Origin of the sequence: Francisella sciaenopsi (genome assembly GCF_045862875.1) — a bacterium.
Lineage (GTDB): Bacteria > Pseudomonadota > Gammaproteobacteria > Francisellales > Francisellaceae > Francisella > Francisella sciaenopsi.
The window spans coordinates 357,873-382,296 of record NZ_BTHG01000001.1 but is presented as its reverse complement, the minus strand read 5'-3'; the positions used below and the strand labels follow the sequence as shown (position 1 = coordinate 382,296).

Sequence of the window (24,424 nt, the reverse complement as noted above, 5' to 3'; positions counted from 1 at the left end):
TTATTGAATGAGTACTTATACTGTAGTTATTATTTTATTTATTCTTATTTGCATTTCAGCTTTTTTTTCGAGCTCAGAAACAGCTATGATGGCTTTGAATAAATATAAACTTAAACATTTAGCAAAAAAAAATCATCGAGCAGCAAAAAGAAGTTTATCTTTAGTTCGTAATCCTGAGAGATTGTTGGTTGCGATACTTATAGGTAATACGTTTGCAAATATATTTGCTGGTACAGTTATATCATCGTACTCAGAAGATCATTTTGGTGATATTGGTTTATTGATAGCAACAATAGTTGTCACAATTTTAGTTTTAGTATTTGGAGAGATAATTCCAAAGTCTTTTGCAGCAGTCTATCCACAAAGATTAGCTTTTCCATTTTCATTACCTCTAAAGGTAATAATGATATTGCTATATCCTGCAGTGGTTTTTCTTAGTATGGTTTCAAAAATAACTTTAAAACTTTTTGGTATAAAGATTGAGCTTGTAAATAATGAGTCTTTAGATAAGGAAGAAATACAGACCGTTGTAAATGAGTCAAATGCAAAACTTGGTGCTAAAAATAAAAATATGTTAATAGGTGTATTAGAACTTGATAAAGTTTTAGTGCAAGAAGTTATGACACATTTTAATAAAATAGAATATATAGATCTGAGTAATTCTGTAGATAAGATTTTAGCTAGAATAGCAAAAATGAGATCTTTGAATATTATTTTATGTGAGAATGGAGTTAATAATGTTATTGGAGTTATAAAGCTTAAAGAGATAACAAATTTACTTATATCAACTAAGAGATCACAAATAACAAAAGCAAGTTTACGTAAAATTGCTCATGAAGCGTATTTCATACCAGAAACAGTTTCTTTACAGACTCAGTTGGTTAATTTTCAATACAAAAGTAAACGATTTGCTATTGTGGTTGATGAATATGGTGATGTCTGTGGCACAGTTACAATAGAAGATATTATGGAAGAAATTGTTGGGGAATTCTCTGATAGATTTGATATGAATAATAATATTCGCAAACTTGATGAAAATAGTTATCTAATAGGTGGCGGTGCAACGCTAAGAGAAATAAATCGTCACATAGGGATAGAGTTTGAAAGTGAAGATGCTAAAACTTTGTCAGGCCTTATAATAGAAGAAATTGAGAACTTACCACAGGGACCTTGTTGTATTAAATATAATAATACTTTACTTGAAATAACTAATATTAGAGATAATAAAATTGTTTCGATTAAAATTAGTATTCTTTAAAAGAACTAAAATATAGCTTTAAATACAGGACCATATGGAGCTAAACCAATTTCAATATTGTTTGTAACTTCATGGTTTATTATTCCCACATGACAGCTTACAACAATCCTTAGTATTAGATATGGTATTTTTATCATCAATATAATCATACTCTTCTTTTAAAAGATGATGTTTAAACTTGATATTTTTTTCTATAAAGTAACCGTTAATATTTTCATTATTTAAGCAATGACTTAACTTGAAGTTATAAATAAGTAGCGTAAATATAAATAGTTTAAGTGTTTGCATATTTTAAATCATAATTTATACATTCATTCTATTCCAGTTTATATTCTGCATAAAAGGACTTGGTTGAGTAAAGCCAGTTTCTTCATAGTACTGACCTTGATATGTATATGGACTAGTTTCCATCTGTTCAACACTTTGCTGAAAGTAACCATGAATCAGATCATCTTTGTCATAGTCTGGATTATAGTATGTTCCGCTAGGTTCATAATTTGGATAGGTAAAAGAAGTATTACAACCAACTATACCAATGACTGATAACCAAATTAGACAGTTATGAATTATATTCTTGAACATTTTAGATTTGGCTATACATTAAATCTGAAGTTTACAACATCACCATCTTTCATGATATATTCTTTTCCTTCTAGACGAGCTTTGCCTGCTTCTTTTGCACCTTTCTCGCCACTGTACTGAATATAATCATCATATGAGATAACTTCAGCTCTGATAAATCCTCTCTCAAAGTCAGTGTGAATTACACCTGCCGCTTGGGGCGCTGTAGCACCTACAGGGATTGTCCAAGCTCGGACTTCTTTAACACCTGCAGTGAGATATGTATGAAGGTTCAAAAGAGCATAGCCAGCTTTGATAACTCTATCAAGACCAGTCTCAGTAAGTCCCATATCAGCTAAAAATTCTAGCTTCTCATCTGGCTCAAGCTGAGAGATTTCTTGCTCCATAGCAGCACAAACAGGAACAACATTTGAATTTTCAGCTTTAGCATATTCTATAACTCTATCTAATAAAGGATTGTTCTCAAAACCATCTTCAGTAACATTAGCAATGTACAATACAGGTTTGCTAGTTAGTAGAGGAGTTTGCTTAAGCCACTTAGCTTCATCATCTGTTAACTCAAATGTTCTAGCAGGTTTTTCTGATTCTAAATGCTCTTTTAGTTTGGTATAAAAATCTGCTTTAGCTAGAGCTTCTTTATCACCAGATTTTTTCATTTTAGCGAATCTTTGAACTGCTTTATCACAAGATTCAATGTCAGCTAATATCAGTTCCATATTGATAGTGTTAATATCATCAATAGGATCAACTTTTCCACTTACATGAATAATATTATCATCCTCAAAACATCTGACTACATGTGCAATAGCATCTGTTTCACGAATATTTGCTAGGAATTTATTTCCAAGACCTTCACCTTTGCTTGCACCTGCAACAAGACCAGCAATGTCAACAAACTCCATAGTTGTAGGAAGTATTCTTTCTGGCTTAACAATTTTTGCCAACTCGTTAAGTCTTTGATCTGGAACAGAAACGATCCCTACATTTGGATCAATCGTACAAAAAGGGTAGTTAGCTGCTTCAATACCAGCCTCAGTAAGAGCATTAAATAGAGTTGATTTACCAACATTTGGTAAACCTACGATACCACATTTAAATCCCATTATTTTATTCCTTATAATATTATTTTGTATGAAGCCTCTGCATTGCAGGCTCTAATTTGTAGTTTATTATATCATCTAAAACACATATACCATTATCAATAGCATTATCAATATCATTTTTCTGAGCTACAGAAGGATTTGATAGTACATAATTTGATACTTTTGATTTATGTCCAGGATGTCCGATACCAATTCTTAGGCGTAAATAATCATTTGTCCCAAGATGTTGATGGATACTTCTTAAGCCATTATGACCACCGTGTCCACCACCTTTTTTTAGACGAATTTCTCCAGAATCTATATCTAATTCATCATGTACTACTAGTATTTCTTCAGGCTCAATTTTATAGAAATTAGCAACTTTACTAACAGCTAAGCCACTATTGTTCATAAATGTTGTTGGAAATACCAATACTATGTTATTGTAATTGATATTTATTTTAGCAATATTGCAATTAAGTTTAGAATTTAGACTAAAGTTTTCATTATTGTCTTTAGCAATCTTCGATATAAACCACTCTCCAACATTATGGCGTGTATTTTCATATTCTTTGCCTATATTTCCTAGGCCGACAATCATTTTTATTTTAGGCATCTTTGTTCGTGTTTTGTTGTTCTAATTTATCCAAAAGTATTTTAGTTACTTCTCTTATGATTTTACTATTTGGTTTAGCATCTTTTTGTGATTGAGTATAAAAAATAGCCATAATTATAGCTTTATCATCATCAGGCCAAATAATAGCAACATCATTTGTGGACCCATAAGCGCAAGTACCAGTTTTATTACCAATTTCCCATTTGTCAGGAATTTCTGCAGCTATACGATTATTACCAGAGTCACTCTCTAAAAGCCATTTCTTAAATAAGAGTCTATGCTTTTTGTCAAGAATACTATTACTAAAAGCGAGCTTGTTAATATCTTTAGCTATTACTTTTGGAGTAGTTTTATTTTGGTTGGTTGTAAGACTAACTTGATTAGCTATAGGTTCTAAGCCAGCTATTTTTGTTGCATGATCATGTAATGAGAGTATAAATTTATTAAGATTATTTAAACCACCTAGTTTTTCTATCAACAGGTTTGTCGCAGTATTATCACTTTGAATAGCTGCTTTGCAAAGTTCACTCACTGTCATTGTTTGATTTAGATGTTTTTTTGTCACTGGTGAGTAACCAATAATTTGATTCGCTGAGATTTTTACTTCTTCACTGAGTAAGTTGTTATCAGTCATACTCTGTTTGAGTATAGCACCAACAACAAGAAATTTATAAGTACTACAAATCGGGAAATAGAAGCTTTGGTTATGCGAAAAACTACTATTATCATTCCTATTAATTGTGTAGATACCTATTTTACCACCGTATTGTTTTTCTAAATTATGTAGATGATTAGATATTTCAATGTTTGTAGCACTAGCAGAGAAACCAATGCTTGAGATAAATATAGTAAGTATTAAAATTATTATTTTATTCATATCTAGAGTTAGAAACTATTGGATGTTAGTAATAAGAATTCATTAACTTTTTTGATATTATCTTTCTCAGCAATTTTTGCTTCAGTAAGTGGGAGTTTATTTCCTCCTGATATTTTAAGAGCGCCTTCTGGAGTTTTGTATATAATAGTTGGGAAGCCATTTATATCCGAAGATAATCTCATATTGTTTTCAGCTTTTTCATTCGGTTTTGTTAAGATTTCATCGTACTTTTTAGTATTGTGATATTCTATCAACGCTTGAAGAGGATCCTTTGAGTTGAAAATACTTCTAACAACATCAGGACTATTTTGTAAACTACCTATAGGGATCCAACGGACTGCCAAGTCACCAGATTTGATAGCAGGCTGAGAGGCATCAAATAGGCTTGCACAGTAACGACAATTAGGATCAATGATTGCATAAAACTTATGTGGAGCATCGTTGCTACCTTGTTGAATATATGTAGCATATTTCTTTATATCTAAATAAAGATCACTCGCTTGTGGGGATGATGTGAAGTAGTTAGCATATATTTGATTTAGACTTGTTAGCTTGTTTTGATTTCTATCCCATGCTAAAAGCTCTCCATTAACGATGACATCGCCATCTTCACTTGTGAAAGTTACTGTTCGTTTAGTTGGATCCTTTTTATCTTCAAGGATGTAGGCTTGTAGATGTATACCTGTGTCAAAAGTTTTTATTATTTTATATTGAGGGAACGCTTGTTTGACAAGATATAGACCTTGTTGATTATTAAAAGATGATTTACTAAGATTTGCAGTACTAAAGAAGTATATAATCACCAATAAAAATAATATAAATACCGAAAGGACTGCGAAAGATTTCTTTTGCATTTAACACGTCTAATATTGAATAAGCATAACGTGATTATACCATATATAAAGATTATCTTTAGTTAGTAGGTAAAAAAATGTCGCTAAAATGATAGCTGGACCAAAAGGTATTACGTTTGTACGTTTTGCGATAAGATTTATACCTATAGCAATTAAAATTCCAAATATGCAGCTAGCAAATATTGTATAAAGAAGCATTGGATATCCAAACCATGCACCAATTGCAGCTAGTAGCTTAAAATCTCCGTGGCCAAATCCTTCTTTACCAGTGAGAATTTTGTATATCCAAAATACACTCCATAGTGATAGATATCCAATAATTGCTCCCCAGACTGACTGATCTAGTGTAGTAAATACATTATAACAGTTAAGAATAATACCGATCCATACTAATGGAAGAGTAAGTGAATCTGGAAGTATCTGATATTTTGCATCTATAAAAAATAAAGGAATAAAAAATGTACTTAGACCAGCGAGAGCTACTGCTTGAATAGTAAGCCCAAATATATAAAATATAGTTATAAATACTACAGCTGTAATAAACTCTATTAAAGGATATTCAAAAGAGATACTTTCTTTACAAAAATAACATTTACCTTTTAGAATAAACCAACCTAAAATAGGTATATTATGACGATACTTGAGTTTATTTTTACACTTTGGACATCTTGAGGGCGCTGTTAGGCTAAAATTTTGACCAGATTCTTGCTTGGGTAATTCAAGTATTTCTCGAGCTATGATTTTCTCATCAGAAAATATTTTATTAGGTACTCTATATATAAGAACGTTTAGAAAACTGCCGATAGCTGCGCCAAAAAGAAATATAAATAGAAAAATTACATAAAAATCAATGAACATTCTTATTTAGCTTCAGCAGCTGCCTCTTCTTTTTCTTTTAAGTGTAGTTTGCGGTTATTAACTCCATCAATAGCTGCGATACGATATGCTTCAGCCATAGTAGGGTAGTTAAAAGTTGTATTTAAAAAATACTTGATGCTATTGTGTTTACCTGGCATAGATTTAATTGCTTGACCAATATGGATAATCTCAGATACTCTATGACCAAAGGAATGAATGCCAAGAATTTCAAAAGTGTCCTGATGAAAAAGAATTTTTAGCATACCTGTTTCACTGCCTGAGATTTGAGCGCGGGCTAGGTCTTTGAAATATGCTTTTCCAACTTCATAATTAATTTTTTCAGCTTTCAGTTGTTCTTCTGTTTTACCAATACAACTTATTTCTGGACGAGTATAAATACCTGTAGGGATATCTTCAACTAACTTATCATTACATGAGCCATCGATGATATGAGTAGCGGCAAATCTACCTTGGTTAAAAGCAGATGAAGCAAGCGAAGGGAAACCAATAACATCACCAACAGCATATATATTAGGTTGGGTGGTTTGGTAGTTATCATTTACATTTACTAAACCTCTTTGGGGATTGTATTCAACCGCTATTTTATCTAAGTTTAGACCATTGGTATTACCGGCACGCCCAAGAGCGAATAATACATAGTCAGACTCTATAATTCTGCCTGAGTTTAAGGTGGTAATTACTTTATCACCTTTGGCTTTGATACTTTTATAAGTTTCATTATGCATCAAATTAATTTTTTGGTTTACTGTAAAATGGTTTGTTAGAGTTTCAATAATTTCATTATCAAGGAATGACATTAATTTGCCTCTTGTATTGATAAGATTTACTTGGATATCAAGAGTTCCTAGTATAGAAGCATACTCACAACCAATTACCCCTGCACCATATATTGTAATAGATTTTATGTCTTTATCTTTTAACTCCAAAAGCTTGTCAGAATCGAGAATTCTAGGATGAGTAAAGTCAATATCATCAGGCTGATAAGGGCGTGAGCCTGTAGCTAATATAAAGTTTTTTGCCGTTATGATTTCTGTAGAACCATTTTTACGTGAAATTTTAATTTTATTTTTATCTAAAAAACTTGCAAAACCATAAAATACGTCAATTTCATTATTTGCAAAACGATTCTTTTTAATTTCTCTTTGTTTTAGAACTACTTCAAATGCATTATCTAGCATATCAGGGAAATCAAAGTTTTTTTTGTTATACCAAACTTCACGTGATAGTTGTCTAAGAGTTTTACTCGGAATTGTTCCCCAGTTATTACAACCACCACCAATGGCATCATCTTCGATGATTGCTACTTTTTGACCATTTCTAGTCGCTTTCATGGCAGCACCTTCGCCACCAGGACCACTACCTATAATGATAATGTCGTAATTATATTCCATGGTTTTACTCCACAATATATTTTTTGGAAAAATTGGTACATATATTCTCGAAATGATAACATAGTCTAAAGCTATGTTAATTATTTTTGATGAAATTATTCATATTTTATTAGCATTTCAGCAATTTTCTTAGTTGGAGATACAATTTGATCTACGCCGATATTGTTTGCAATATTAATGCTCTCATCTTTGTCAAGTTTGATAGATATTTTTATATTATTTGTTGGTTGTTCTGATGTTTTTAAAACTTCCTTGATTGAAAGAAGTGTTAAAATATTATCTGAATCTTTTTCATTGAGTATAAATATACTTTTAGCTTTAGTTATACTAGCTTTTTTAAGTGCATCATAATCATATGATTCGGCGTCTATAAAATGTTTTTCTTGTTCTACATCAGCATTAATAAATTTCTGATGATAATTTTTTTCAATAACAATAATATTATCAACATGTGATTTAAAATAATCTTTTATTAAGCATTTAGTAATTTCTGTATATCCACAAATTACAATATGGTCCTTCATTAAAGCAGCTCCATCTTTTTGTTTAAACTTTTCTGTGATTCTATTAATAACACTACCAGCCATTACCGTGATAATAGTTGCAAATAATCCTATCCCCATAATCATAATAGATACGGTGAAAAGCTTGGCTTCTTCTGTTAGAGGGTGTATGTCTCCATATCCAACTGTACTAAATGTAACTATTGTGAAATATACCGCGTCAGAAATATTCTTAATGCCATCAAATTCATCTTTTAGATAGTATAGTCCAGTAACACTATATCCAATTGCTAAGAAAAATGAAATGAGTAATACGAACTGGTAGAAGGTTATTTTATTAGAGTTTTTCTTATCAAATGTTTTTCTAAAATATATGAGTAACAAAATTTCTAAAACATGAGTAAAAAATGCAACATCATAAGATATATGTTTATCTTGGACATAATCTCCAATAATTGACAAGCTAATAAAGATAACAGCTAAAAACCAAAAAGTTCTTTTACGATTATAAATACCACGGGCTATGATTATCATCAAGTACCCTAAGATCAGGGGTAAAAATATTCCTAATCCGGTATTGTACTTCATACCGAAATCGTATAGATCTGAAGGAATGTTTGCATCGAAATTGACAGAGAATATTTTGTTAATTACTGGCACAGCAACTGCTAAAATGGTAATAAAACCATTTAGGGTCATTGTTACAGATATAAAAAGAGGGATATATTTAGAATACTTTTCTTTAATAGTCACAGATTGATGATATTAAAATAACTAAAAGGATAATTAGATTATAATGTATGGTTTGTTGAAAATACAGTGAATATATAACTATATGTGAGCAAGTCTTCTAATTCTAGGTATTAGTACATACATGATAAATGCTGCTATACCAGCAATGATAGCTAAGCCCGCAAATAGAGTTAGATAATTATGATTTGTTTCCAGTGGTGTAGCATTGATATCTGGTGAAGCAACTAATATTGATAGTAAACTTGCTATAACTCCAGATGTACTTCCTGTAACAACCATCCAAGATCCCATCATTAAGCCTTGTAGTCGAGGACTGGCAAGCTTACCGATCATAGCATATCCTGTCGGGGATATTAAAAGCTCTCCTATGGACTGAAATACATAACTTAAAATTAACCATATAGCAGCTGTTTGTCCAAGTTTGTTCGCTGATAAAATTCCTATCACTAGCATTAAAAAGCCAATTCCTACAAGTAGGATGCTAAAACAAAACTGCATAGGGAATGAGAATATAAATTTTCGACGAATAATTATAAGAAGGCTAGGTAATAGCACACCGCCCACGGCTATTACTATAGTATTTACATTTTGAAACCACTGGGTCTGAATTGTGAAGCCAAAAATATGCTTGTCAATATTGGCTTCTGTAAATACTGTTAGAGCCATTGGGGCAAGCTGATAAGCAGACCAAAAGACTAATCCAAAAGTTGCTAAAACAATATAAGCATATACTTTTTCTTTTTGTTCTTTAGTATCTTGTGATCTTGCTATAGGTATAAACATTGCTAATAGAGAGATTCCAATAGCTAGTGCAATATAGTTTGTATTAAGAGGATATTGTAAAGCTACAACTAAAATGACTATAGTCATGAAAATTAGAATGACTGTATATATACTATTTTTGTATAAGATTTTTGTTCCTGAGTTTTTAATTTTTCTGACAAGAGGTGTAGTTCTATCCGCTACAGTTTTCCAGCTAGTAATTACAAGTAAAAAAGCGATTATGTTTGTAATAGTGGTAATAAGAAAAAGTATATTATAACTATGTTCTGCTTGATATATACCTGCAACTGTAAAACCAATGAAAAAACCGACATTCATTCCGGCATAGTTCCAAAAGAACGCAGTTTCGCGAGAAGTATCATCATTTTCGAATTGCTGAGTTAACATCATGTTGATACAAGGGACATTTAGACCACATCCAGTTAGAAATAGAGCTAGAGCTATATATAGATGTTCAGTGCTTGGGAACGATAAAAATATACAAGCGATTATCTGTAGGATCATACCTATCAAAAATAAAACTCTATAGCTAATTAATCGACCACCAATATAGCCACCTAGAATATGTAAACCATAGTTAAAGGCAACAAAAACACCCATTACAGCACTTGCTTTTGTAACTGTGAATCCTAAAGCTTGAGTCATAAATAAAACTAATGTTGAGTAAAGAACAGCAAAACTTACTGTTGAAAATAGCTGTGTTATTAATAGTAGTCTAGAGGCTTTTTTAATTAGAGTAACACCCATTAAATTATTAGAATTAACGTAGATAATAAAATTGATTTTATAGATGTTTTTTTCTAAAGAGTAGCTAAAATAGCAAATTTGATAAAGGATTATAGAATGTACTGACTTAAATTTTTATTTTTGACTAATCCACTTAGTTTTTCATCTATGTAATCTGTGGTTATATTTATAGATTTATTTTCTAAGTCTGGAGCATCAAAAGAAATTTCTTCTAAAAGTCTTTCCATAACCGTATGAAGTCTTCTAGCACCTATATTTTCAACTTCTTCGTTTACTTGAAAAGAAATTTCAGCAATCTTTCTGATAGCATCTTCTTCAAAGCTTAGTTCTACACCCTCAGTTTTCATCAGGGCAATATATTGCTTAAGTATAGAACAATCAGGCTCTTTTAGTATTCTAACAAAGTCTTCTATTTCAAGAGATTTTAGCTCTACTCTGATTGGTAATCTACCTTGAAGCTCTGGGATTAAGTCAGATGGTTTAGCAACATGGAATGCACCTGATGCTATAAACAGGATATGATCAGTCTTTATCATACCGTATTTAGTCGAGACAGTAGAGCCTTCTACTAATGGTAGTAAGTCACGCTGAACACCTTCTCTAGATACATCAGCACCAGAGGTTCCAGATTTTTTACAGACTTTATCAATTTCATCTAAGAATACGATACCGTTTTGCTCAACAGACTCAAGAGCTCTAGCCTTAATATCTTCTTCATTGATAAGTTTTGCAGCTTCTTCATCTTTGACCAGTTTAATAGCATCTTTGATTCTCATTTTCTTTGTTTTTTTCTTATCGCTACTTAAACTAGAGAACAGATCTTGAAGCTGATTTGTCATATCTTCCATGCCTGGAGGACCCATTACGCCTATACTTTTAGGGGCTACAGATACTTCGATCTCAATCTCTTTATCATTTAACTCGCCATTTTGGATTTTTTTTCTGAAAATCTCACGAGTTTTATTTTCTTTTTCTTTTTTAGAGTGAGCATCTTCAGCAGGCTCATTTGCAAAGCCAACTTTTGACTCAGAAGCTCTAGCAGGAGGTATAAGAACATCTAATATTCTGTCTTCTGCTAATACAGCTGCTTTTTCTGTAACTTTTTGCTTAGCTTCTTCACGCTTCATTTTAACAGCAGTTTCTACTAGATCGCGGATTATAGACTCAACATCTTTACCTACATAACCAACCTCTGTAAATTTAGTAGCTTCAACTTTGATAAAAGGCGCATCTGCTAATTTTGCTAGTCTACGAGCAATCTCTGTTTTACCTACACCAGTAGGTCCTATCATTAGGATGTTTTTAGGAGTTACTTCTTGACGCATCTCGTCATCAAGCTGCATTCTACGCCATCTATTACGTAGAGCGATAGCAACTGCTTTTTTAGCATCATTTTGACCTATAATATGTCTTTCTAATTCATGTACAATTGTTTTTGGAGTCATTACTTGTGTCATCGTATAACTATCCTTTTTTGTTGTCTAAACTTTCTATAGTGAAATTATGATTTGTGTATATACAAGTGTCTGCAGCTATTGTAAGACTTTTTCTAACTATTTCTTCGGCAGAGAGATCTGTGTTTTCTACAAGTGCTGTTGCTGCAGATCGAGCATAAGTTGATCCAGAACCAATAGAAATAATATCATTCTTATCAGCAGCCATAACATCTCCAGCACCAGATATTAGAAGAGATAGTTTCTCATCCGCAACTATAATCATAGCTTCTAACTTACTCAGCATTCTATCTAAACGCCATTCACGTACCATTTCAACTGCAGCTCTTTCAAGATTCCCCTGATAAAATTCTAATTTTTGCTCAAATTTTTCGAATAGTGTGAATGCATCTGCAGTAGAACCTGCGAAGCCTGTCAGAACTTTACCGCCATTTAATTTTCTAACTTTTATGATATTTTCTTTTGCTATTGTATGTCCTAGTGTAGCTTGACCATCGCCACCGATTACTACTTTATCACCTTTTCTAACGCATAGGATGGTAGTTCCTTTCATTGCTTCCATAATCAAATCCTTTATTAGGTTTGTTAAAATAATCTATGTAATATTACTAAATGGTATTGATATAAAATTTTACAAGCAATTTATTATATTTTTTTCAGCTTTAAAGAGCTTATTGGTTTTTCTGAGACAAAAATAGTAAATTTTATGTTATATTTTAGCTTGTTTTATTTTTTACTAGAGTATTATGATGAATAATTTAAATTTTAGAGAAACTATTTCAATAGCTACAAATATATACAAAAGAGCTTTTAAAATAACTTTTGTATTAGCTTTTATGCTGTCATTTATATCTGAGTTTTGTTTTGTATATCTAATGAAGCACGGCATGGCAGATTATATCCAAAGTGGTAACGAGGCTGATATTTCACAATTACCATCAGGAAATATACTAGCGAGTATATTTTTATTGATTGTCGTAGCTACTGTATTTGTTTATGCGATGATAATAATATTGCAAGGTATTGTGGTTAAGCATGAAATAAAAGTATCAGATGCGTTAAAAATAGCTCTACAGATATTTTCAAAAAGGATATTCGTGTTTCTAGGAGCGTTTTTGCTTTCGATGATTGCTATGACACTGTTTACGATGTTTTTACAATATATAGGCATCTTTCTAGGAATATTATTCTTCTTGACAGTTATGCCTGCTGTATTATTGGCACAAAAGGGTGTTTTTGAGTCTATATCTAACAATTTTAGTATAATAAGAAGTAATTTTTTTTACATGTTTAGAATAGCTATTACAATATTAGCTCTTATGATAATTAAACCATTAGTAACTTTTGGGTTAATATATTTATTGAAAAATTTTGGCTTAGAGACGAGTTCATTAGAAATGTCTATTCAAAATATTGTCGTGACAGTAGTTGATGCTTTTATTTTGCCTTTTATTTTTGCAATTAGTGTCGCAACATTCTTCTCAACAAACTCTAAATAAAATTTATTCTGTAAGAATTTTCTTAAAAAAATCAAAATCATAGTTATTTTCAAAACGGATATTTCTATCAGCTAAATTTGTATTTTTATAAACATTATTAATCTCTGTAACAATACCAGCATCAATCTTGATTTTGATTTGTTCACTACCTTTTGTGTATGTTTTAGTAAATGGTAGAGTTTTTCCAAAGCGCCATTTCCATTCTTTTAATGTTTCTATTTCTTTGTCTATAAGCTCTCTATTTTCTAATGGCGTTTCTTCATTAATTAAGCTTAAATCAATACTTCTGAAGCCTTTAATAAAAGATCTTGTGAGATCTTGAGTTTGTATATCGTGTTTTATTTCAGATAGATTGATTACTTTTGAGCGATGAGATTTCACTCCTTTTGTATCTAAAGATTTATCTATTGGTTGATGAAGGTAGTCATAGAGTTTTTTTGTATTAGCATTGATGAGCAGTGTACCATGATGGAAAGCACGATCTTTTTTCTCTCGAAAAGCACTGCCTGATACTTTGTAGGTATGACCATTATGATCAACAACAATATCATTTCTTTCATTGGCATATACATCTATACCTAGTTTTTTGACAGTATTGCATACTAGGTCAAGGTTTGCTTTGATGTCATGCTCTTTTTTTGTACTAATGATAGTGTAGTTAAGATTACCATAGTCATGATAAACAGTTCCACCACCACTTTGACGGCGAACCATTGGTATATTATCGTTATTCATTGCTTCAAGGTTACACTCAAGCCAAGGGTTTTGAGCTCTACCAATAACAACACATGGAGAGTTTTGCCATAAAAATAAAATCTTTTCATGATGAAGTTTTTCTAGAAACAACCAGTTTTCAAAAGCTAAATTGAAATAAATATCATTGCTTTGTGATATATATATATGCATAGGATATTAAATGTTTTTACTTTGTAGTAAGTATAAGGTTTTATTGGTTCTATAAAAGAGTTTTGTGCTATAATTTTGCTTTATTGAAAGAAATTTTTATATACAAAATATAATGTCGACTATACAACAGACTTTAGAAATAATCAAAAGAGGGGCTGATGAAGTCCTAATCGAAGAAGAATTAGTTAAAAAACTAGAAAAAAATAGACCTTTAGTAATCAAATTTGGCTGTGATCCAACAGCTCCTGATATCCATCTTGGTCATACAGTTGTTATTAACAAATTAAAACAATTACAAGACTTAGGACATGAAATTCACTTTTTGATAGGTGATTTCACAGCTCAGATAGGCGATCCTACTGGTAAAAATGCGACAAGACCTCCATTGACTGCAGAAGAAGTTGCTGCAAATGCTGAAACATATACTAAACAAGTTTTTAAAATCTTAGATAAAGAAAAAACTGTCATTCGTCGTAATGGCGATTGGTTTGATAAAATGTCTGCGAGTGATATGATTAAACTAGCATCTAAATCAACAGTTGCTAGAATGCTTGAAAGAGATGATTTCTCAAAAAGATATAAAGGTGGTCAGTCTATCTCAATACATGAGTTTTTATATCCATTAGTACAAGGCTATGATTCTGTAGCTATGAATGCTGATATCGAGCTTGGTGGCACAGATCAGAAATTTAACTTGTTGATGGGTAGAGAGCTACAAAAACAACAAGGTCAGGAACCACAAGTTATCATAACGATGCCACTTCTTGAAGGTTTAGATGGTGTCAAAAAGATGTCAAAATCCAGCCAAAACTATATAGGTATTGAAGAGACTCCTAATGATATGTTTGGTAAAGTAATGTCAATTTCAGATGAACTGATGTGGAGATATTACGAGTTACTTAGTTTTAAATCTTTAGATACTATAGCTAACTTGAAGCAAGATGTTGCGAATGGTACTAACCCACGTGACATTAAAATAGAGTTGGCAAAAGAGCTAATTGAGAGATTCCACTCTAAAGAAGATGCTGAAAGTGCTCATCAGGATTTTATCCAAAGATTCCAAAAAAATCAGATACCTGATGACATAAATGTTGTAGAATTAAATCAAGAGTTGCCAATAGCAAACTTGTTAAAAGAGGCAGGATTGGTAGCGAGTACGTCAGAAGCTATCCGTATGATTAAGCAGGGAGCTGTTAAAATTGATGGTGAAAAGGCTGATGATAACAAAGCTATTTTTGGTAAAGGTACAGAAAATGTTTTCCAAGTTGGTAAACGTAAATTTGCAAAAGTTATTATAAAATAAGGGGTTGTTTAAAATGGATAAATTTTTATCAATATTTGTAGGGGTTTTAATCATAGTAACTATTATTACTATTTTTATTCATCTATTTCCTATAGCTATTAAAGTATGTTTTATATCAGCAATAATCAGTGCAATAATTTATGTTGTGCTTAAGATGATAGAAAAATTTAGTAATTAATTATTTTATTAATATTAAGTTTATCTATTGACTTTTGTATGTTTTTATGAAAGTATTTATATTAAGTTGTCAGCATACTATAAAGATTAGAGGAGGTGCAAATGTATTATTTTTATAATTCAAGGAAGCCTCTTAGAAAAAAGAGTCTTTTTATCCCTTAAAGAGTTATTAAATTTTTATATTAGTTAATTTTTAATTAAATCAATTTATAAATTTTAAAGTTAAGGGTATATTTTTTATGAAAAATAATTTTATTTGTGTCAAAGAAGTTGTTTCTGCAAAAGAATGGGAAGTAAGAGTAAAACTAGCGGCTGCCTATAGGGCTGTATATTATTTAGGATATGAACAATCAATATTTGCTCATATCTCAGCAAGAGTTCCTAATGAAGATGCTATTTTACTTAATCCATTTGGTCTTGCTTTTGATGAAATAACAGCTTCTAGTTTAGTAAAGGTTAATTCTAAGAAAGAAATAGTTATAGATAATGGTTATGGTCTTAACGAAGCAGGATGGAATATACACTCTGGAGTTTTGTTTAGTAAACCTAATATAAATTGCGCTCTTCATTTGCATACAACGGATGGAGTAGCTGTATCAGCTCAAAAATGTGGTTTTTTACCACTATCTCAAGATGGTTTACTTTTTTATAATGATATTGCATATCATGACTATGAAGGTGTCGTAGTTAGTACAGAAGAACCTAAAAGAATGGTAGAAAATCTTGGTGATAACAAAATACTAGTTCTAAGAAACCATGGCTCATTATTTGTTGGAAAATCTATAGAAGAAGCTTTTTTTATTATGTACAACTATGAAAAAGCATGCACAGAGCAAATAAAGGCTTTATCCGGTGGTGGAGTTGATGGTGTAATACAAGTATCAGATGCTATAGTAAAAGCAGTTCCTGCAGAGCGAGATATTGTGATAGATCATTTATCAAATTCAAGTAATGAGCATAGTTATGATGCTATATATGATAGTTGGATTAGAAGAATGAAAAGATTATTCCCAGATTTTGATCAATAGGAATAAGAATCTAATTCATATTTAGAATTTAATTTGGTAATTTTCATATTTTTATGGAAAAGTGATTCGCAAAAGAAAGAGGAACAATTAATGTACTATTTCTGTAAAACTCTTAAACCAATGAGAAAAAAGAGTCTTTTTATTCCCTAATAAGTCTTTCTTAATGCATTGATTAATGTAATAACTAAATTTTTTTAAAAATTAAATCTTAGTTTAAGAGTCATTTTTCTTTGCCTATAAATATTTTAATTCAAAAATTTAATTTAAAAATTAAGAGAGATCATATATGAGTAGTTTTAGAGAACACATCGAAAAATTAAAAGAAAATAATAAATTAATAACTGTTTCTAAAAAGTTGAATATAGACAATGAAATATCTGCAGGTATTTATAAAGCTTCAACAAAGGATAGTGGTTATGCTACTTTATTTAACTCAATAGAAAACTTCCCTGATTGGAGTGTTGCTGGGGGAGTTTTTGCAACAGACTCTTTACTTGCATTAGCCCTCAATACCAAAGAAGATAATTTACTTAATGCTTATTTAGATATAAGTAATAAATCTATAAAAACTAATAAAGTAGATTCCAGCTCTGTTAAAGATATAATAATGAGAAATGATGATGTTAACTTATTGACTATTCCATTTTTAACATATTGTGAAGATGATGAAAACTCATATCATCACTCAGGTATTATTTTTACAAAAGACAATGATAATAACGTCAATAAAGGAACTATAAAGAGAGTTGAGGTATTAGATTCTAATACTATGGGGATATATACTTCTCAATATAGTAATTTCTCTCGTTTAATATATGAAAATGAACGTAACAACAAAGACACTGAAGTTGCTATTGCCATAAGTGTTGATCCAGAGATATATATTACAAGTCAGTTTCCTAATAAAAAAGGTGTAGGCTGCTTAGAGCTTGCTGGTGGAATAAAAGGTAAGCCTGTAAATGTTATAAAGTGTGAAACTTTAGATTTAGATGTTCCCGCAGATTCAGAGGTAATAATAGAGGGTATAGTTACTAAGGATAGAGTACTTCAAGGTAAATGGGGAACAGAAAGAGCTAATTACGTTCTCTTAGAAAGCCAATATACTAATGATAATAGTTCTACGAAATTAGTAGGATATACTTTTAAAATAAAAGCTATTACTCATAGGAAAAAACCTATTTATCTAGCAATGACAACAGCTTTTGGAGAAGCTGAAGATAGGTCTCTTTGTAAATATTTCACCACTATGGCTATACGTAATATAGTTATATCACAACTAAAGTGTAAAGATGACTTTGTCGCAGCTAATGTAATGCATGGAGAATATGCTGTCGTTTCAATAAAAAATTCTGATATGGGTACCGCGAAAAGAATTATTCATGCTGTAACAACAATAGCTATTATAACAAAAGTAGTAGTAGTTGATGACGATATTGATATATATAATTGTGATGAAGTTAATTGGGCTATAGTTACAAGGACAACAGCAGGTAAAGATGTATTGATATATCCATCACCATTAAATTTGGTAACTATGGATAAGTGGGGAATATATGCAACTATACCATTCAATGGTCCAATTAAAGATCATAAGGATGCATTTAAGCGTTCACTACCTAAAGATTTAAATAAAGTTGACTATATATAAGTTTAATTATGATGAAATCTAGAAAAATTATTATAGCAATAACAGGGGCAAGTGGATATCAATATGGTGTGATAGCTTTAAAACTACTAAAACAGCATAACATAGAAACACACTTAATTTTATCAAAAACATCTGAACTTACTCGCTCGATGGAAACTGAATACACTTTAAGTGAAGTAAAAGCATTAGCAACACATGTAAATAATGTAAATAATTTAGCATCATGTCTTTCTAGTGGATCATATAGATCATTAGGTATGCTTATAGTTCCATGCTCTATGAAAACATTAGCTGAAATTGCAAATGGTATTGCGAATAATCTGATATCTCGCACGGCAGATGTAATGTTAAAAGAAAGAAAACCATTAGTTCTTTTAGCAAGAGAAACTCCTCTAAGCTTAGTACATATAGAGAATATGAGAAAAGTAACTCTTGCTGGAGGAATTATTATGCCTCCTGTACCATCTTTGTATATAAAGCCTCAATCAATCGAAGAACTTCTTGAATATACTATTATTAGAGCTCTTGATTTAATAGGAGTTAATTTCAATTCATCTAAAAGGTGGAAAGGTAATGATATGATAGGTTAAAATTAGATTGATATTAAATTTATTTATATAAAGTTATTAATATGTTTATAACGTGAGATATTGATAGCATATAATCATGATAAATTTGGAGTAAAATAGGTAAATTAGTAATATATTAATGTAGTATTCAGAAAGTTAGAAATTAACAGTATAATTGTCGATAAAATTGATTTCTTGGATAAGAATTCAACAGTTAAATAATTTAAGGAACAAATATGAATAATTTTATGCTTTATAATCCTACACGTATATTTTTTGGTGAAGGTGAAATATCAAAGCTAAAAACTGTAATTGATAAGAAATCAAAAGTTTTGATAGTTTATGGTGGAGAGAGTTTCAAAAAATATGGAGTTTATCAACAAACTTTAGAAGCATTAGCTGGATATAGTATTTTTGAGTTTGGTGGAATTGAACCTAATCCCGATTATAATACTTGTATGAAAGTCGTTTCATATATCAAAGAGCATGATATTAATTTTATTCTAGCTGTTGGTGGAGCATCTGTTATAGACGCTGTTAAGTTTATATCAGCAGCAGTATACTTTGAGGGTGAGCCATGGGATATATTAGCTAAAGCATCTCCAATTAAGAAGGTTATGCCTTTTGGTACTATTTTAACAATTGCTGCAACAGGTTCAGAAATGAATCTTGCAGCTGTAATTTCTAAGAGAACAACAGGAGAGAAAAAAGCATTTTTAAATGAATTGGTATTTCCTAAATTTTCAATATTAGATCCAGTAGTTACATATACATTGCCTAAAAAGCAAATTTCAAATGGTGTGATTGATGCTTTTGTACATGTTATGGAGCAATATATGACATTTCCACAAAATGCTGATTTACAAGATGGTTTTGCAGAAACGATTTTAAGAACTTTAATTAATAATGGTCCTAAAGCTTTAGAGAACCCAGAAGACTATGATGTGCGAGCTAATATTATGTTCTCAGCAACAATGGCTTTAAATGGTTTGATTGGTGTTGGTGTTGCTCAAGACTGGGCATCTCATGAAATTGGACATTCTTTAACAGCTTTATACAATATGGATCATGGTCAAACATTAGCTGTAATTTTTATTGCAATTATAAAATATAAAAAAGCTCAAAAAGCAGATAAATTGGTGCAATATGCTGAAAATGTTTGGAATGTTGATAGAGGTTTGACTAAACAGCAAAAAATAGAATTAGCGATTGAGAAAACACAAAGTTTCTTTAAACAAATGAATTTAGGTATTAGCTTAAAAGATTATAATCTTGGCCAAGATGACATTAATAAAATAGTTGAAAATATTCAGATGAATTCTTTTTTACCATTAGGTGAAAGACAAGACATATATCTTGATGATATTAGAAAAATACTAGAAATTAGTTTATAAGATTAATCATTTCTTTTAAAATCAATTATCTGCCTACGCTGTTTTTTTGTAGGCTTTTCTGGGCTTAATAAGTTAGCAGTTTTTCTGATAGTTGCTTCTTTTTCTCTTTTTTCGATACTTTGTTGTGTTTCTGTGTAGAGTTTTTGAGCTTCAATAGCTGATTTTCTAACTTCATCGAGAGCTTCAACAATTATTGTTTTTTTAATATATGACTGTTGAATTTGATATTCATCACCAATATTTACAGTTTTGCTAACTTTCGTTTTTTGTCCTTGAAAGTGTACTTTGCCACCTTCGACAGCTTTTTTTGCAAGAGCTCTAGTTTTGTAGAATCTAGCAGCCCATAACCATTTATCTAATCTTACACTCATATCAGAAGAGAGTTAATTTGATTAATTTGATTATATCTAATAATAACTAGCATTTTAACTAGTTTTAAAGTCTGCTATCCTAAAAGGCAACTTAAGACTGTAAAAAAGTATCGATGAATAAAACTATAAATTTACATAAAATGAAAACATCATTAGATAGTGATAATAATGCTCGTTATGAGTTGGATGGTATCTGTATAAATGATTTGATCGGAAAGAATTTAAAAATTGAATTTCTAAATGAAATAAACTGCGTATCTTGTGGTATTAAAACTAAAAAAAGCTATTCTCAAGGTTACTGCTTTATGTGTATGAGAAAGCTACCAGAGTGTGATATTTGTATCGTTAAGCCTGAATTATGTCATTTTGCAGCAGGGACTTGTAGAGATTCTAGTTGGGGCGAAGAAAACTGTATGAAAACCCACATTGTATATCTATCAAATACAGGTGATATCAAAGTAGGTATTACAAAGCTTAAAAATATTCCTTCACGTTGGATAGATCAGGGAGCTAGTCAAGCGATACCAATCTTTGCTGTAGAGACTAGATTAATATCAGGCTTAGTTGAAGTTGCTATTAAAGAGCATATCTCAGATAAAACCAACTGGCGAAAAATGCTTCAAGGAGAACCAGATTCAGGAGTCGATTTTGAAAGTTTAAGAGATGAGCTGATCGAAAAGTCTAGTGAGAAAATAGCTCAAATCAAAGCTAAATATGGTGATAATAGTGTTGAAGCTGTAGAGGGTAATATTCAAACTATAAATTACCCTGTGCTTGAGTATCCTGCAAAAATTAAATCATTTAACTTAGATAAAGATCCAATAATTGATGCAAAGCTAATAGGTATCAAAGGCCAGTATCTAATATTTGATACAGGTGTGATAAATATCCGTAAGTATAGTGGCTATAAGTGTAATTTATCTGTATAAGCTCTTCGGATAATTAATATAAATTAGTAACATTTTGTAAGACTTTGTAAAGCAAACTCAATATCCCTTTCTGATGACTGATCATCTTTTCTATTTTTGTATACACATAGTATTTTTTTTATAAGACTAGACTGAAATTGTTTTTCTGATATTTCTTTGAGTTGCAATTTTTTTATGTCTTTAATTATAGATCTAATAGCAAACCTTCGAGTAATTGCATATGGAGAATGAGGAAAAAGTTTAAAAACTATCCATAATACACCACATCCAACAAGAGCACTTATGCCTACAGTGATAGATTTAGACGTCTCAAAACTCATATGGTTACTTGGTTGTATAATACATATAAAAGCTAGACAAAAACCTATACACGATGCTTGAAATCGAAGATCTGTCATAACAAGAATAGCAGGAAATAGTGAAATCAATAAAATTAATATAAGTAGCTCAAAATAACCTACTACCTGAGCTAATAGAGTTAAAGTAATAAATATACTTATTGGAATTGCGATAAGTATACCTAAGGTTGCCTTTTTAACTAATTCTTCAGGAGCTGGAGCTGCTATAAAAAGCTGAGATAAAACACAAGGAAGTACTAACATCATTAATAAGCTTGAGTTACCTTCTGTATTTATCCAAAATAAAGATAAACAGAGAATTAAACAGATGGTTCTAGATATTATAATAAGTGTAGATATGGGATTATTATAATTTTTAAAGCTATAATAATCTTTATTTATAGCGTTATTAGAGGTATTTTTTGAGGTCATATGGTAACTATTTATTATAGCATTAAGTTTATCAACAATAGTCGTTATTAATATATTTTTAGAATCTGAAGTTAGTTTTATATCAAGAATACTTTTTCTGCAAATTTCTTCATGAATTTGTTTTAGCTCTTTTTTAATAATATCTTTAGATTTACTTTTAGTTGTATGTTTTCTTAATAAATGAGCTGATTGTATTAAAGAAACAATCCTATTTGAAAATATATAGTAATTTTCTTTTTTAAGATTTTCGTATCTAGCTGCACTTAAGTCATTATCTAAAATAATAAGATTATTAAGAATATTCTCAACCTGTATATTATATTTCTCATTATTAGTAAAATCTTCTGCGGAAAAAATATCTGTAATATAATTAATCGTTAGATCTAAGGATTTTTCAACATGTTTTTTTAATGTACTTTCTACTTTCATTGGAAAAATATAATAATTTACTAAACATGAACACAAACTACCAATCATTATTTCTGTAACTCTAAAATAGCCAGTGTCAAAAATACTTTCTCCAGTTGTTAGTGCTGGGGTAGCTATTGAATAAAAAACTATTATTAAACAAGTTGTATTTGCTAAAGTAAATGCATAAATGAAATTAGAATGAGACATCCCAGCAGAAAAAAATACAGTTATAGCAATAAAAAAACATAAAGATGATAAAGCTAACGTAGGGTATGGTAAAAATAGAGATACTATCATAAAACCTACTATTACACCTATAAAAGAAGCTAAAACTAGTCCGACGGCTTTTTCAATAATAAATCCTGTTTCAGGTCTGACTTGCAAGAAAAGTGCAGAAATCATCGCCCACATAGGCTTCTCAAGATCTAAACTCATAGATATTCCTAAAGCTAAAGTTATTGCTAAGCAAGCTTTAAATGTATAAATAAGCTTATTTTTGGTAAAAAATATATTTACTCTATATAGTAGTTGTATCATGATTTTATGGTTATTGTTGTATTAACACCAGAAACTAAGGTTATGTTTTTAGGTATTTTATCTAAGGATATATCAACAGGAATTCTTTTTGATAATCTAACCCAATCGTACGTTTGCTGAACTTTAGGTAAAAGTTGGCTATTAACATTTGTATTATCATCTGCTACGGCTCTACCAATACTAATGACGTGACCATACATAGGAGATTCACCACTCATTAACTGAATTTTAGCTTTTTTACCTATTTTAATATTAGGTAATTTAGTTTCTTCAAAATAACCAGTTGCATAAAAAGAATCTTCTTCAACAATAGACATTACTGGTTTTTCAGCAGTTACGAAATTACCTTGTCTTAAATCTATATTATTTATAGTTCCACTAACTGGAGCATAGACTTTGCTTCTATTTAGATTAATTTTAGCCATTTGAAGATCTGCTTTTGCTTTTCCTAGGGCAGCTCTTTTGAGTTTTTCTTGCATTAAGTAGTCATCCAATTCCTCTTTACTAATAGCTCCAGTTTTACCTAGCTGTTCTCTTCGGTTATACTGTTTTTGAGAAAGTTTCCATTCAATTAGAGCATGTTCTAATAATGCTTCTTTTTCCTCAAAACTTGCTACATATCTTTCATCATCAATAGAAAATATTAAATCTCCTTTTTTAACTTTTTGGTTATCTGCTACATAAATTTTTGTAACAAAACCAGATACGTCAGGAGCTATTGTTATAATCTTGGCTCTAATTCTACCATCTCTAGTCCAAGGAGAATAAAAGTAATACTGCCATATAGAGTACAGAGAAAACATGGCTAAAATGATGATTATCATACTGACTAGAGATTTAGTCTTTCTATTTGGCATATTAGCCTCCAAGCAAAAACATACTTACACCTAAATAACATATAAACAATAATAAATTTAGCCATGATGGTTTTAAATTTGTATAGTGATTCAATATTCTAGGTATTGTTAAATTGGTAATGATTGTTAGTATACAAGCGATACTTATAAATAGTACAAGTGGAGAAAATAATAATCCATCAATAGAAATTACAATCATATCGAACTCCTTTGTATTAAATAATCAATTTGATGGTATATAGGGAT

At 30.6% G+C, this 24,424-nt stretch carries 25 protein-coding genes; 8 read left to right on the top strand and 17 right to left on the bottom strand.

The annotated features are described in order from the left end of the window. Positions 1 to 7 precede the first annotated feature (7 nt). A complete protein-coding gene (locus ACKTR7_RS01905; protein ID WP_407876779.1) occupies positions 8 to 1,258 on the top strand; it encodes an HlyC/CorC family transporter in 1,251 nt (416 codons plus the stop codon). A gap of 69 nt (positions 1,259 to 1,327) precedes the next feature. On the opposite strand, the gene ACKTR7_RS01900 is transcribed toward ACKTR7_RS01905, so the two are convergent. The 12 genes from ACKTR7_RS01900 to hslV form a co-directional block, all read right to left on the bottom strand. Then, positions 1,328 to 1,546 (bottom strand): hypothetical protein, encoded by a 219-nt coding sequence (locus ACKTR7_RS01900; protein WP_407876778.1) that lies wholly within the window; start codon positions 1,544 to 1,546, stop codon positions 1,328 to 1,330. 15 nt (positions 1,547 to 1,561) lie between these two features. Further along, a complete protein-coding gene (locus ACKTR7_RS01895; protein ID WP_407876777.1) occupies positions 1,562 to 1,840 on the bottom strand; it encodes a hypothetical protein in 279 nt (92 codons plus the stop codon). A gap of 11 nt (positions 1,841 to 1,851) precedes the next feature. Next, positions 1,852 to 2,943, bottom strand: a complete 1,092-nt coding sequence (gene ychF, locus ACKTR7_RS01890) for a redox-regulated ATPase YchF (RefSeq protein WP_407876776.1) — start codon at positions 2,941 to 2,943, stop codon at positions 1,852 to 1,854. Between the two features lie 19 nt (positions 2,944 to 2,962). After that, positions 2,963 to 3,538, bottom strand: coding sequence for an aminoacyl-tRNA hydrolase (gene pth, locus ACKTR7_RS01885; RefSeq protein ID WP_407876775.1), 576 nt, complete (start codon positions 3,536 to 3,538; stop codon positions 2,963 to 2,965). Further along, positions 3,531 to 4,415 (bottom strand): class A beta-lactamase, encoded by an 885-nt coding sequence (gene bla, locus ACKTR7_RS01880; RefSeq protein ID WP_407876774.1) that lies wholly within the window; start codon positions 4,413 to 4,415, stop codon positions 3,531 to 3,533. The genes pth and bla overlap by 8 nt, the downstream gene beginning before the upstream one ends. A gap of 8 nt (positions 4,416 to 4,423) precedes the next feature. Continuing rightward, positions 4,424 to 5,269 (bottom strand): DsbC family protein, encoded by an 846-nt coding sequence (locus ACKTR7_RS01875; protein ID WP_407876773.1) that lies wholly within the window; start codon positions 5,267 to 5,269, stop codon positions 4,424 to 4,426. 9 nt (positions 5,270 to 5,278) lie between these two features. Further along, a complete protein-coding gene (locus tag ACKTR7_RS01870; protein WP_407876772.1) occupies positions 5,279 to 6,127 on the bottom strand; it encodes a prepilin peptidase in 849 nt (282 codons plus the stop codon). Positions 6,128 to 6,129: 2 nt separating this feature from the next. Then, positions 6,130 to 7,539, bottom strand: a complete 1,410-nt coding sequence (gene sthA / locus ACKTR7_RS01865; protein ID WP_407876771.1) for a Si-specific NAD(P)(+) transhydrogenase — start codon at positions 7,537 to 7,539, stop codon at positions 6,130 to 6,132. A gap of 95 nt (positions 7,540 to 7,634) precedes the next feature. Beyond that, on the bottom strand, positions 7,635 to 8,795 hold the full coding sequence (locus ACKTR7_RS01860) for an ion channel (RefSeq protein ID WP_407876770.1): 1,161 nt from the start codon (positions 8,793 to 8,795) through the stop codon (positions 7,635 to 7,637). A 78-nt stretch (positions 8,796 to 8,873) separates the two neighbouring features. After that, entirely contained in the window at positions 8,874 to 10,325 is a 1,452-nt protein-coding gene (locus ACKTR7_RS01855; RefSeq protein WP_407876769.1) for a peptide MFS transporter, read from the bottom strand. Positions 10,326 to 10,414: 89 nt separating this feature from the next. After that, positions 10,415 to 11,782 carry an ATP-dependent protease ATPase subunit HslU gene (gene hslU / locus ACKTR7_RS01850; RefSeq protein WP_407876768.1) on the bottom strand — a complete coding sequence of 456 codons (1,368 nt, stop codon included), beginning with the start codon at positions 11,780 to 11,782 and terminating at the stop codon, positions 10,415 to 10,417. 7 nt (positions 11,783 to 11,789) lie between these two features. Then, on the bottom strand, positions 11,790 to 12,341 hold the full coding sequence (gene hslV, locus ACKTR7_RS01845) for an ATP-dependent protease subunit HslV (RefSeq protein ID WP_159184029.1): 552 nt from the start codon (positions 12,339 to 12,341) through the stop codon (positions 11,790 to 11,792). A 187-nt stretch (positions 12,342 to 12,528) separates the two neighbouring features. Between hslV and ACKTR7_RS01840 the strand changes: the two genes are divergently transcribed. Then, complete coding sequence (locus ACKTR7_RS01840; RefSeq protein ID WP_407876767.1) at positions 12,529 to 13,278, top strand: hypothetical protein; 750 nt, start codon at positions 12,529 to 12,531, stop codon at positions 13,276 to 13,278. A 3-nt stretch (positions 13,279 to 13,281) separates the two neighbouring features. Here the strand turns inward: ACKTR7_RS01840 and ACKTR7_RS01835 are convergent, their stop codons facing one another. Beyond that, a complete protein-coding gene (locus tag ACKTR7_RS01835) occupies positions 13,282 to 14,184 on the bottom strand; it encodes a lipoate--protein ligase (RefSeq protein ID WP_407876766.1) in 903 nt (300 codons plus the stop codon). Positions 14,185 to 14,296: 112 nt separating this feature from the next. Between ACKTR7_RS01835 and tyrS the strand changes: the two genes are divergently transcribed. From tyrS to ACKTR7_RS01810, 5 genes are all read left to right on the top strand, one after another. After that, on the top strand, positions 14,297 to 15,487 hold the full coding sequence (gene tyrS / locus ACKTR7_RS01830) for a tyrosine--tRNA ligase (protein WP_407876765.1): 1,191 nt from the start codon (positions 14,297 to 14,299) through the stop codon (positions 15,485 to 15,487). 416 nt (positions 15,488 to 15,903) lie between these two features. Further along, the gene (locus ACKTR7_RS01825) at positions 15,904 to 16,692 is read left to right on the top strand and encodes a class II aldolase/adducin family protein (protein WP_407876764.1); all 789 of its coding nucleotides are present in this window, start codon (positions 15,904 to 15,906) and stop codon (positions 16,690 to 16,692) included. 286 nt (positions 16,693 to 16,978) lie between these two features. Then, on the top strand, positions 16,979 to 18,340 hold the full coding sequence (locus tag ACKTR7_RS01820) for a UbiD family decarboxylase domain-containing protein (protein WP_407876763.1): 1,362 nt from the start codon (positions 16,979 to 16,981) through the stop codon (positions 18,338 to 18,340). Positions 18,341 to 18,351: 11 nt separating this feature from the next. Further along, a complete protein-coding gene (locus ACKTR7_RS01815; RefSeq protein ID WP_407876762.1) occupies positions 18,352 to 18,930 on the top strand; it encodes a UbiX family flavin prenyltransferase in 579 nt (192 codons plus the stop codon). A 215-nt stretch (positions 18,931 to 19,145) separates the two neighbouring features. After that, the gene (locus tag ACKTR7_RS01810; RefSeq protein ID WP_407876761.1) at positions 19,146 to 20,303 is read left to right on the top strand and encodes an iron-containing alcohol dehydrogenase; all 1,158 of its coding nucleotides are present in this window, start codon (positions 19,146 to 19,148) and stop codon (positions 20,301 to 20,303) included. A 2-nt stretch (positions 20,304 to 20,305) separates the two neighbouring features. Here ACKTR7_RS01810 and ACKTR7_RS01805 read toward each other — a convergent pair whose 3' ends face one another. Continuing rightward, positions 20,306 to 20,674, bottom strand: a complete 369-nt coding sequence (locus tag ACKTR7_RS01805; protein WP_407876760.1) for an RNA-binding S4 domain-containing protein — start codon at positions 20,672 to 20,674, stop codon at positions 20,306 to 20,308. Positions 20,675 to 20,787: 113 nt separating this feature from the next. Here ACKTR7_RS01805 and ACKTR7_RS01800 point away from each other — a divergent pair, with 113 nt between their 5' ends. Further along, entirely contained in the window at positions 20,788 to 21,603 is an 816-nt protein-coding gene (locus ACKTR7_RS01800) for a DUF2797 domain-containing protein (RefSeq protein WP_407876759.1), read from the top strand. A gap of 23 nt (positions 21,604 to 21,626) precedes the next feature. On the opposite strand, the gene ACKTR7_RS01795 is transcribed toward ACKTR7_RS01800, so the two are convergent. The 3 genes from ACKTR7_RS01795 to ACKTR7_RS01785 are packed head-to-tail and all read right to left on the bottom strand — an operon-like array spanning position 21,627 to position 24,377. Further along, positions 21,627 to 23,321 (bottom strand): FUSC family protein, encoded by a 1,695-nt coding sequence (locus ACKTR7_RS01795; protein WP_407876758.1) that lies wholly within the window; start codon positions 23,319 to 23,321, stop codon positions 21,627 to 21,629. Next, positions 23,318 to 24,178: an efflux RND transporter periplasmic adaptor subunit gene (locus ACKTR7_RS01790; RefSeq protein WP_407876757.1), complete on the bottom strand. Its 861-nt coding sequence runs from the start codon at positions 24,176 to 24,178 to the stop codon at positions 23,318 to 23,320. Before ACKTR7_RS01790 ends, ACKTR7_RS01795 begins: the two co-directional genes overlap by 4 nt. A gap of 1 nt (position 24,179) precedes the next feature. Beyond that, positions 24,180 to 24,377 carry a hypothetical protein gene (locus ACKTR7_RS01785; protein ID WP_407876756.1) on the bottom strand — a complete coding sequence of 66 codons (198 nt, stop codon included), beginning with the start codon at positions 24,375 to 24,377 and terminating at the stop codon, positions 24,180 to 24,182. Positions 24,378 to 24,424: the final 47 nt, after the last annotated feature.

Coding starts and splice junctions, on each gene's coding strand:
- ACKTR7_RS01905 (WP_407876779.1), top strand. CDS start 8: ATGAGTACTTATACTGTAGTTATTATTTTATTTATTCTTATTTGCATT.
- ACKTR7_RS01900 (WP_407876778.1), bottom strand. CDS start 1,546: ATGCAAACACTTAAACTATTTATATTTACGCTACTTATTTATAACTTC.
- ACKTR7_RS01895 (WP_407876777.1), bottom strand. CDS start 1,840: ATGTTCAAGAATATAATTCATAACTGTCTAATTTGGTTATCAGTCATT.
- ychF (WP_407876776.1), bottom strand. CDS start 2,943: ATGGGATTTAAATGTGGTATCGTAGGTTTACCAAATGTTGGTAAATCA.
- pth (WP_407876775.1), bottom strand. CDS start 3,538: ATGCCTAAAATAAAAATGATTGTCGGCCTAGGAAATATAGGCAAAGAA.
- bla (WP_407876774.1), bottom strand. CDS start 4,415: ATGAATAAAATAATAATTTTAATACTTACTATATTTATCTCAAGCATT.
- ACKTR7_RS01875 (WP_407876773.1), bottom strand. CDS start 5,269: ATGCAAAAGAAATCTTTCGCAGTCCTTTCGGTATTTATATTATTTTTA.
- ACKTR7_RS01870 (WP_407876772.1), bottom strand. CDS start 6,127: ATGTTCATTGATTTTTATGTAATTTTTCTATTTATATTTCTTTTTGGC.
- sthA (WP_407876771.1), bottom strand. CDS start 7,539: ATGGAATATAATTACGACATTATCATTATAGGTAGTGGTCCTGGTGGC.
- ACKTR7_RS01855 (WP_407876769.1), bottom strand. CDS start 10,325: ATGGGTGTTACTCTAATTAAAAAAGCCTCTAGACTACTATTAATAACA.
- hslU (WP_407876768.1), bottom strand. CDS start 11,782: ATGACACAAGTAATGACTCCAAAAACAATTGTACATGAATTAGAAAGA.
- hslV (WP_159184029.1), bottom strand. CDS start 12,341: ATGGAAGCAATGAAAGGAACTACCATCCTATGCGTTAGAAAAGGTGAT.
- ACKTR7_RS01840 (WP_407876767.1), top strand. CDS start 12,529: ATGAATAATTTAAATTTTAGAGAAACTATTTCAATAGCTACAAATATA.
- ACKTR7_RS01835 (WP_407876766.1), bottom strand. CDS start 14,184: ATGCATATATATATATCACAAAGCAATGATATTTATTTCAATTTAGCT.
- tyrS (WP_407876765.1), top strand. CDS start 14,297: ATGTCGACTATACAACAGACTTTAGAAATAATCAAAAGAGGGGCTGAT.
- ACKTR7_RS01825 (WP_407876764.1), top strand. CDS start 15,904: ATGAAAAATAATTTTATTTGTGTCAAAGAAGTTGTTTCTGCAAAAGAA.
- ACKTR7_RS01820 (WP_407876763.1), top strand. CDS start 16,979: ATGAGTAGTTTTAGAGAACACATCGAAAAATTAAAAGAAAATAATAAA.
- ACKTR7_RS01815 (WP_407876762.1), top strand. CDS start 18,352: ATGAAATCTAGAAAAATTATTATAGCAATAACAGGGGCAAGTGGATAT.
- ACKTR7_RS01810 (WP_407876761.1), top strand. CDS start 19,146: ATGAATAATTTTATGCTTTATAATCCTACACGTATATTTTTTGGTGAA.
- ACKTR7_RS01805 (WP_407876760.1), bottom strand. CDS start 20,674: ATGAGTGTAAGATTAGATAAATGGTTATGGGCTGCTAGATTCTACAAA.
- ACKTR7_RS01800 (WP_407876759.1), top strand. CDS start 20,788: ATGAATAAAACTATAAATTTACATAAAATGAAAACATCATTAGATAGT.
- ACKTR7_RS01795 (WP_407876758.1), bottom strand. CDS start 23,321: ATGATACAACTACTATATAGAGTAAATATATTTTTTACCAAAAATAAG.
- ACKTR7_RS01790 (WP_407876757.1), bottom strand. CDS start 24,178: ATGCCAAATAGAAAGACTAAATCTCTAGTCAGTATGATAATCATCATT.
- ACKTR7_RS01785 (WP_407876756.1), bottom strand. CDS start 24,377: ATGATTGTAATTTCTATTGATGGATTATTATTTTCTCCACTTGTACTA.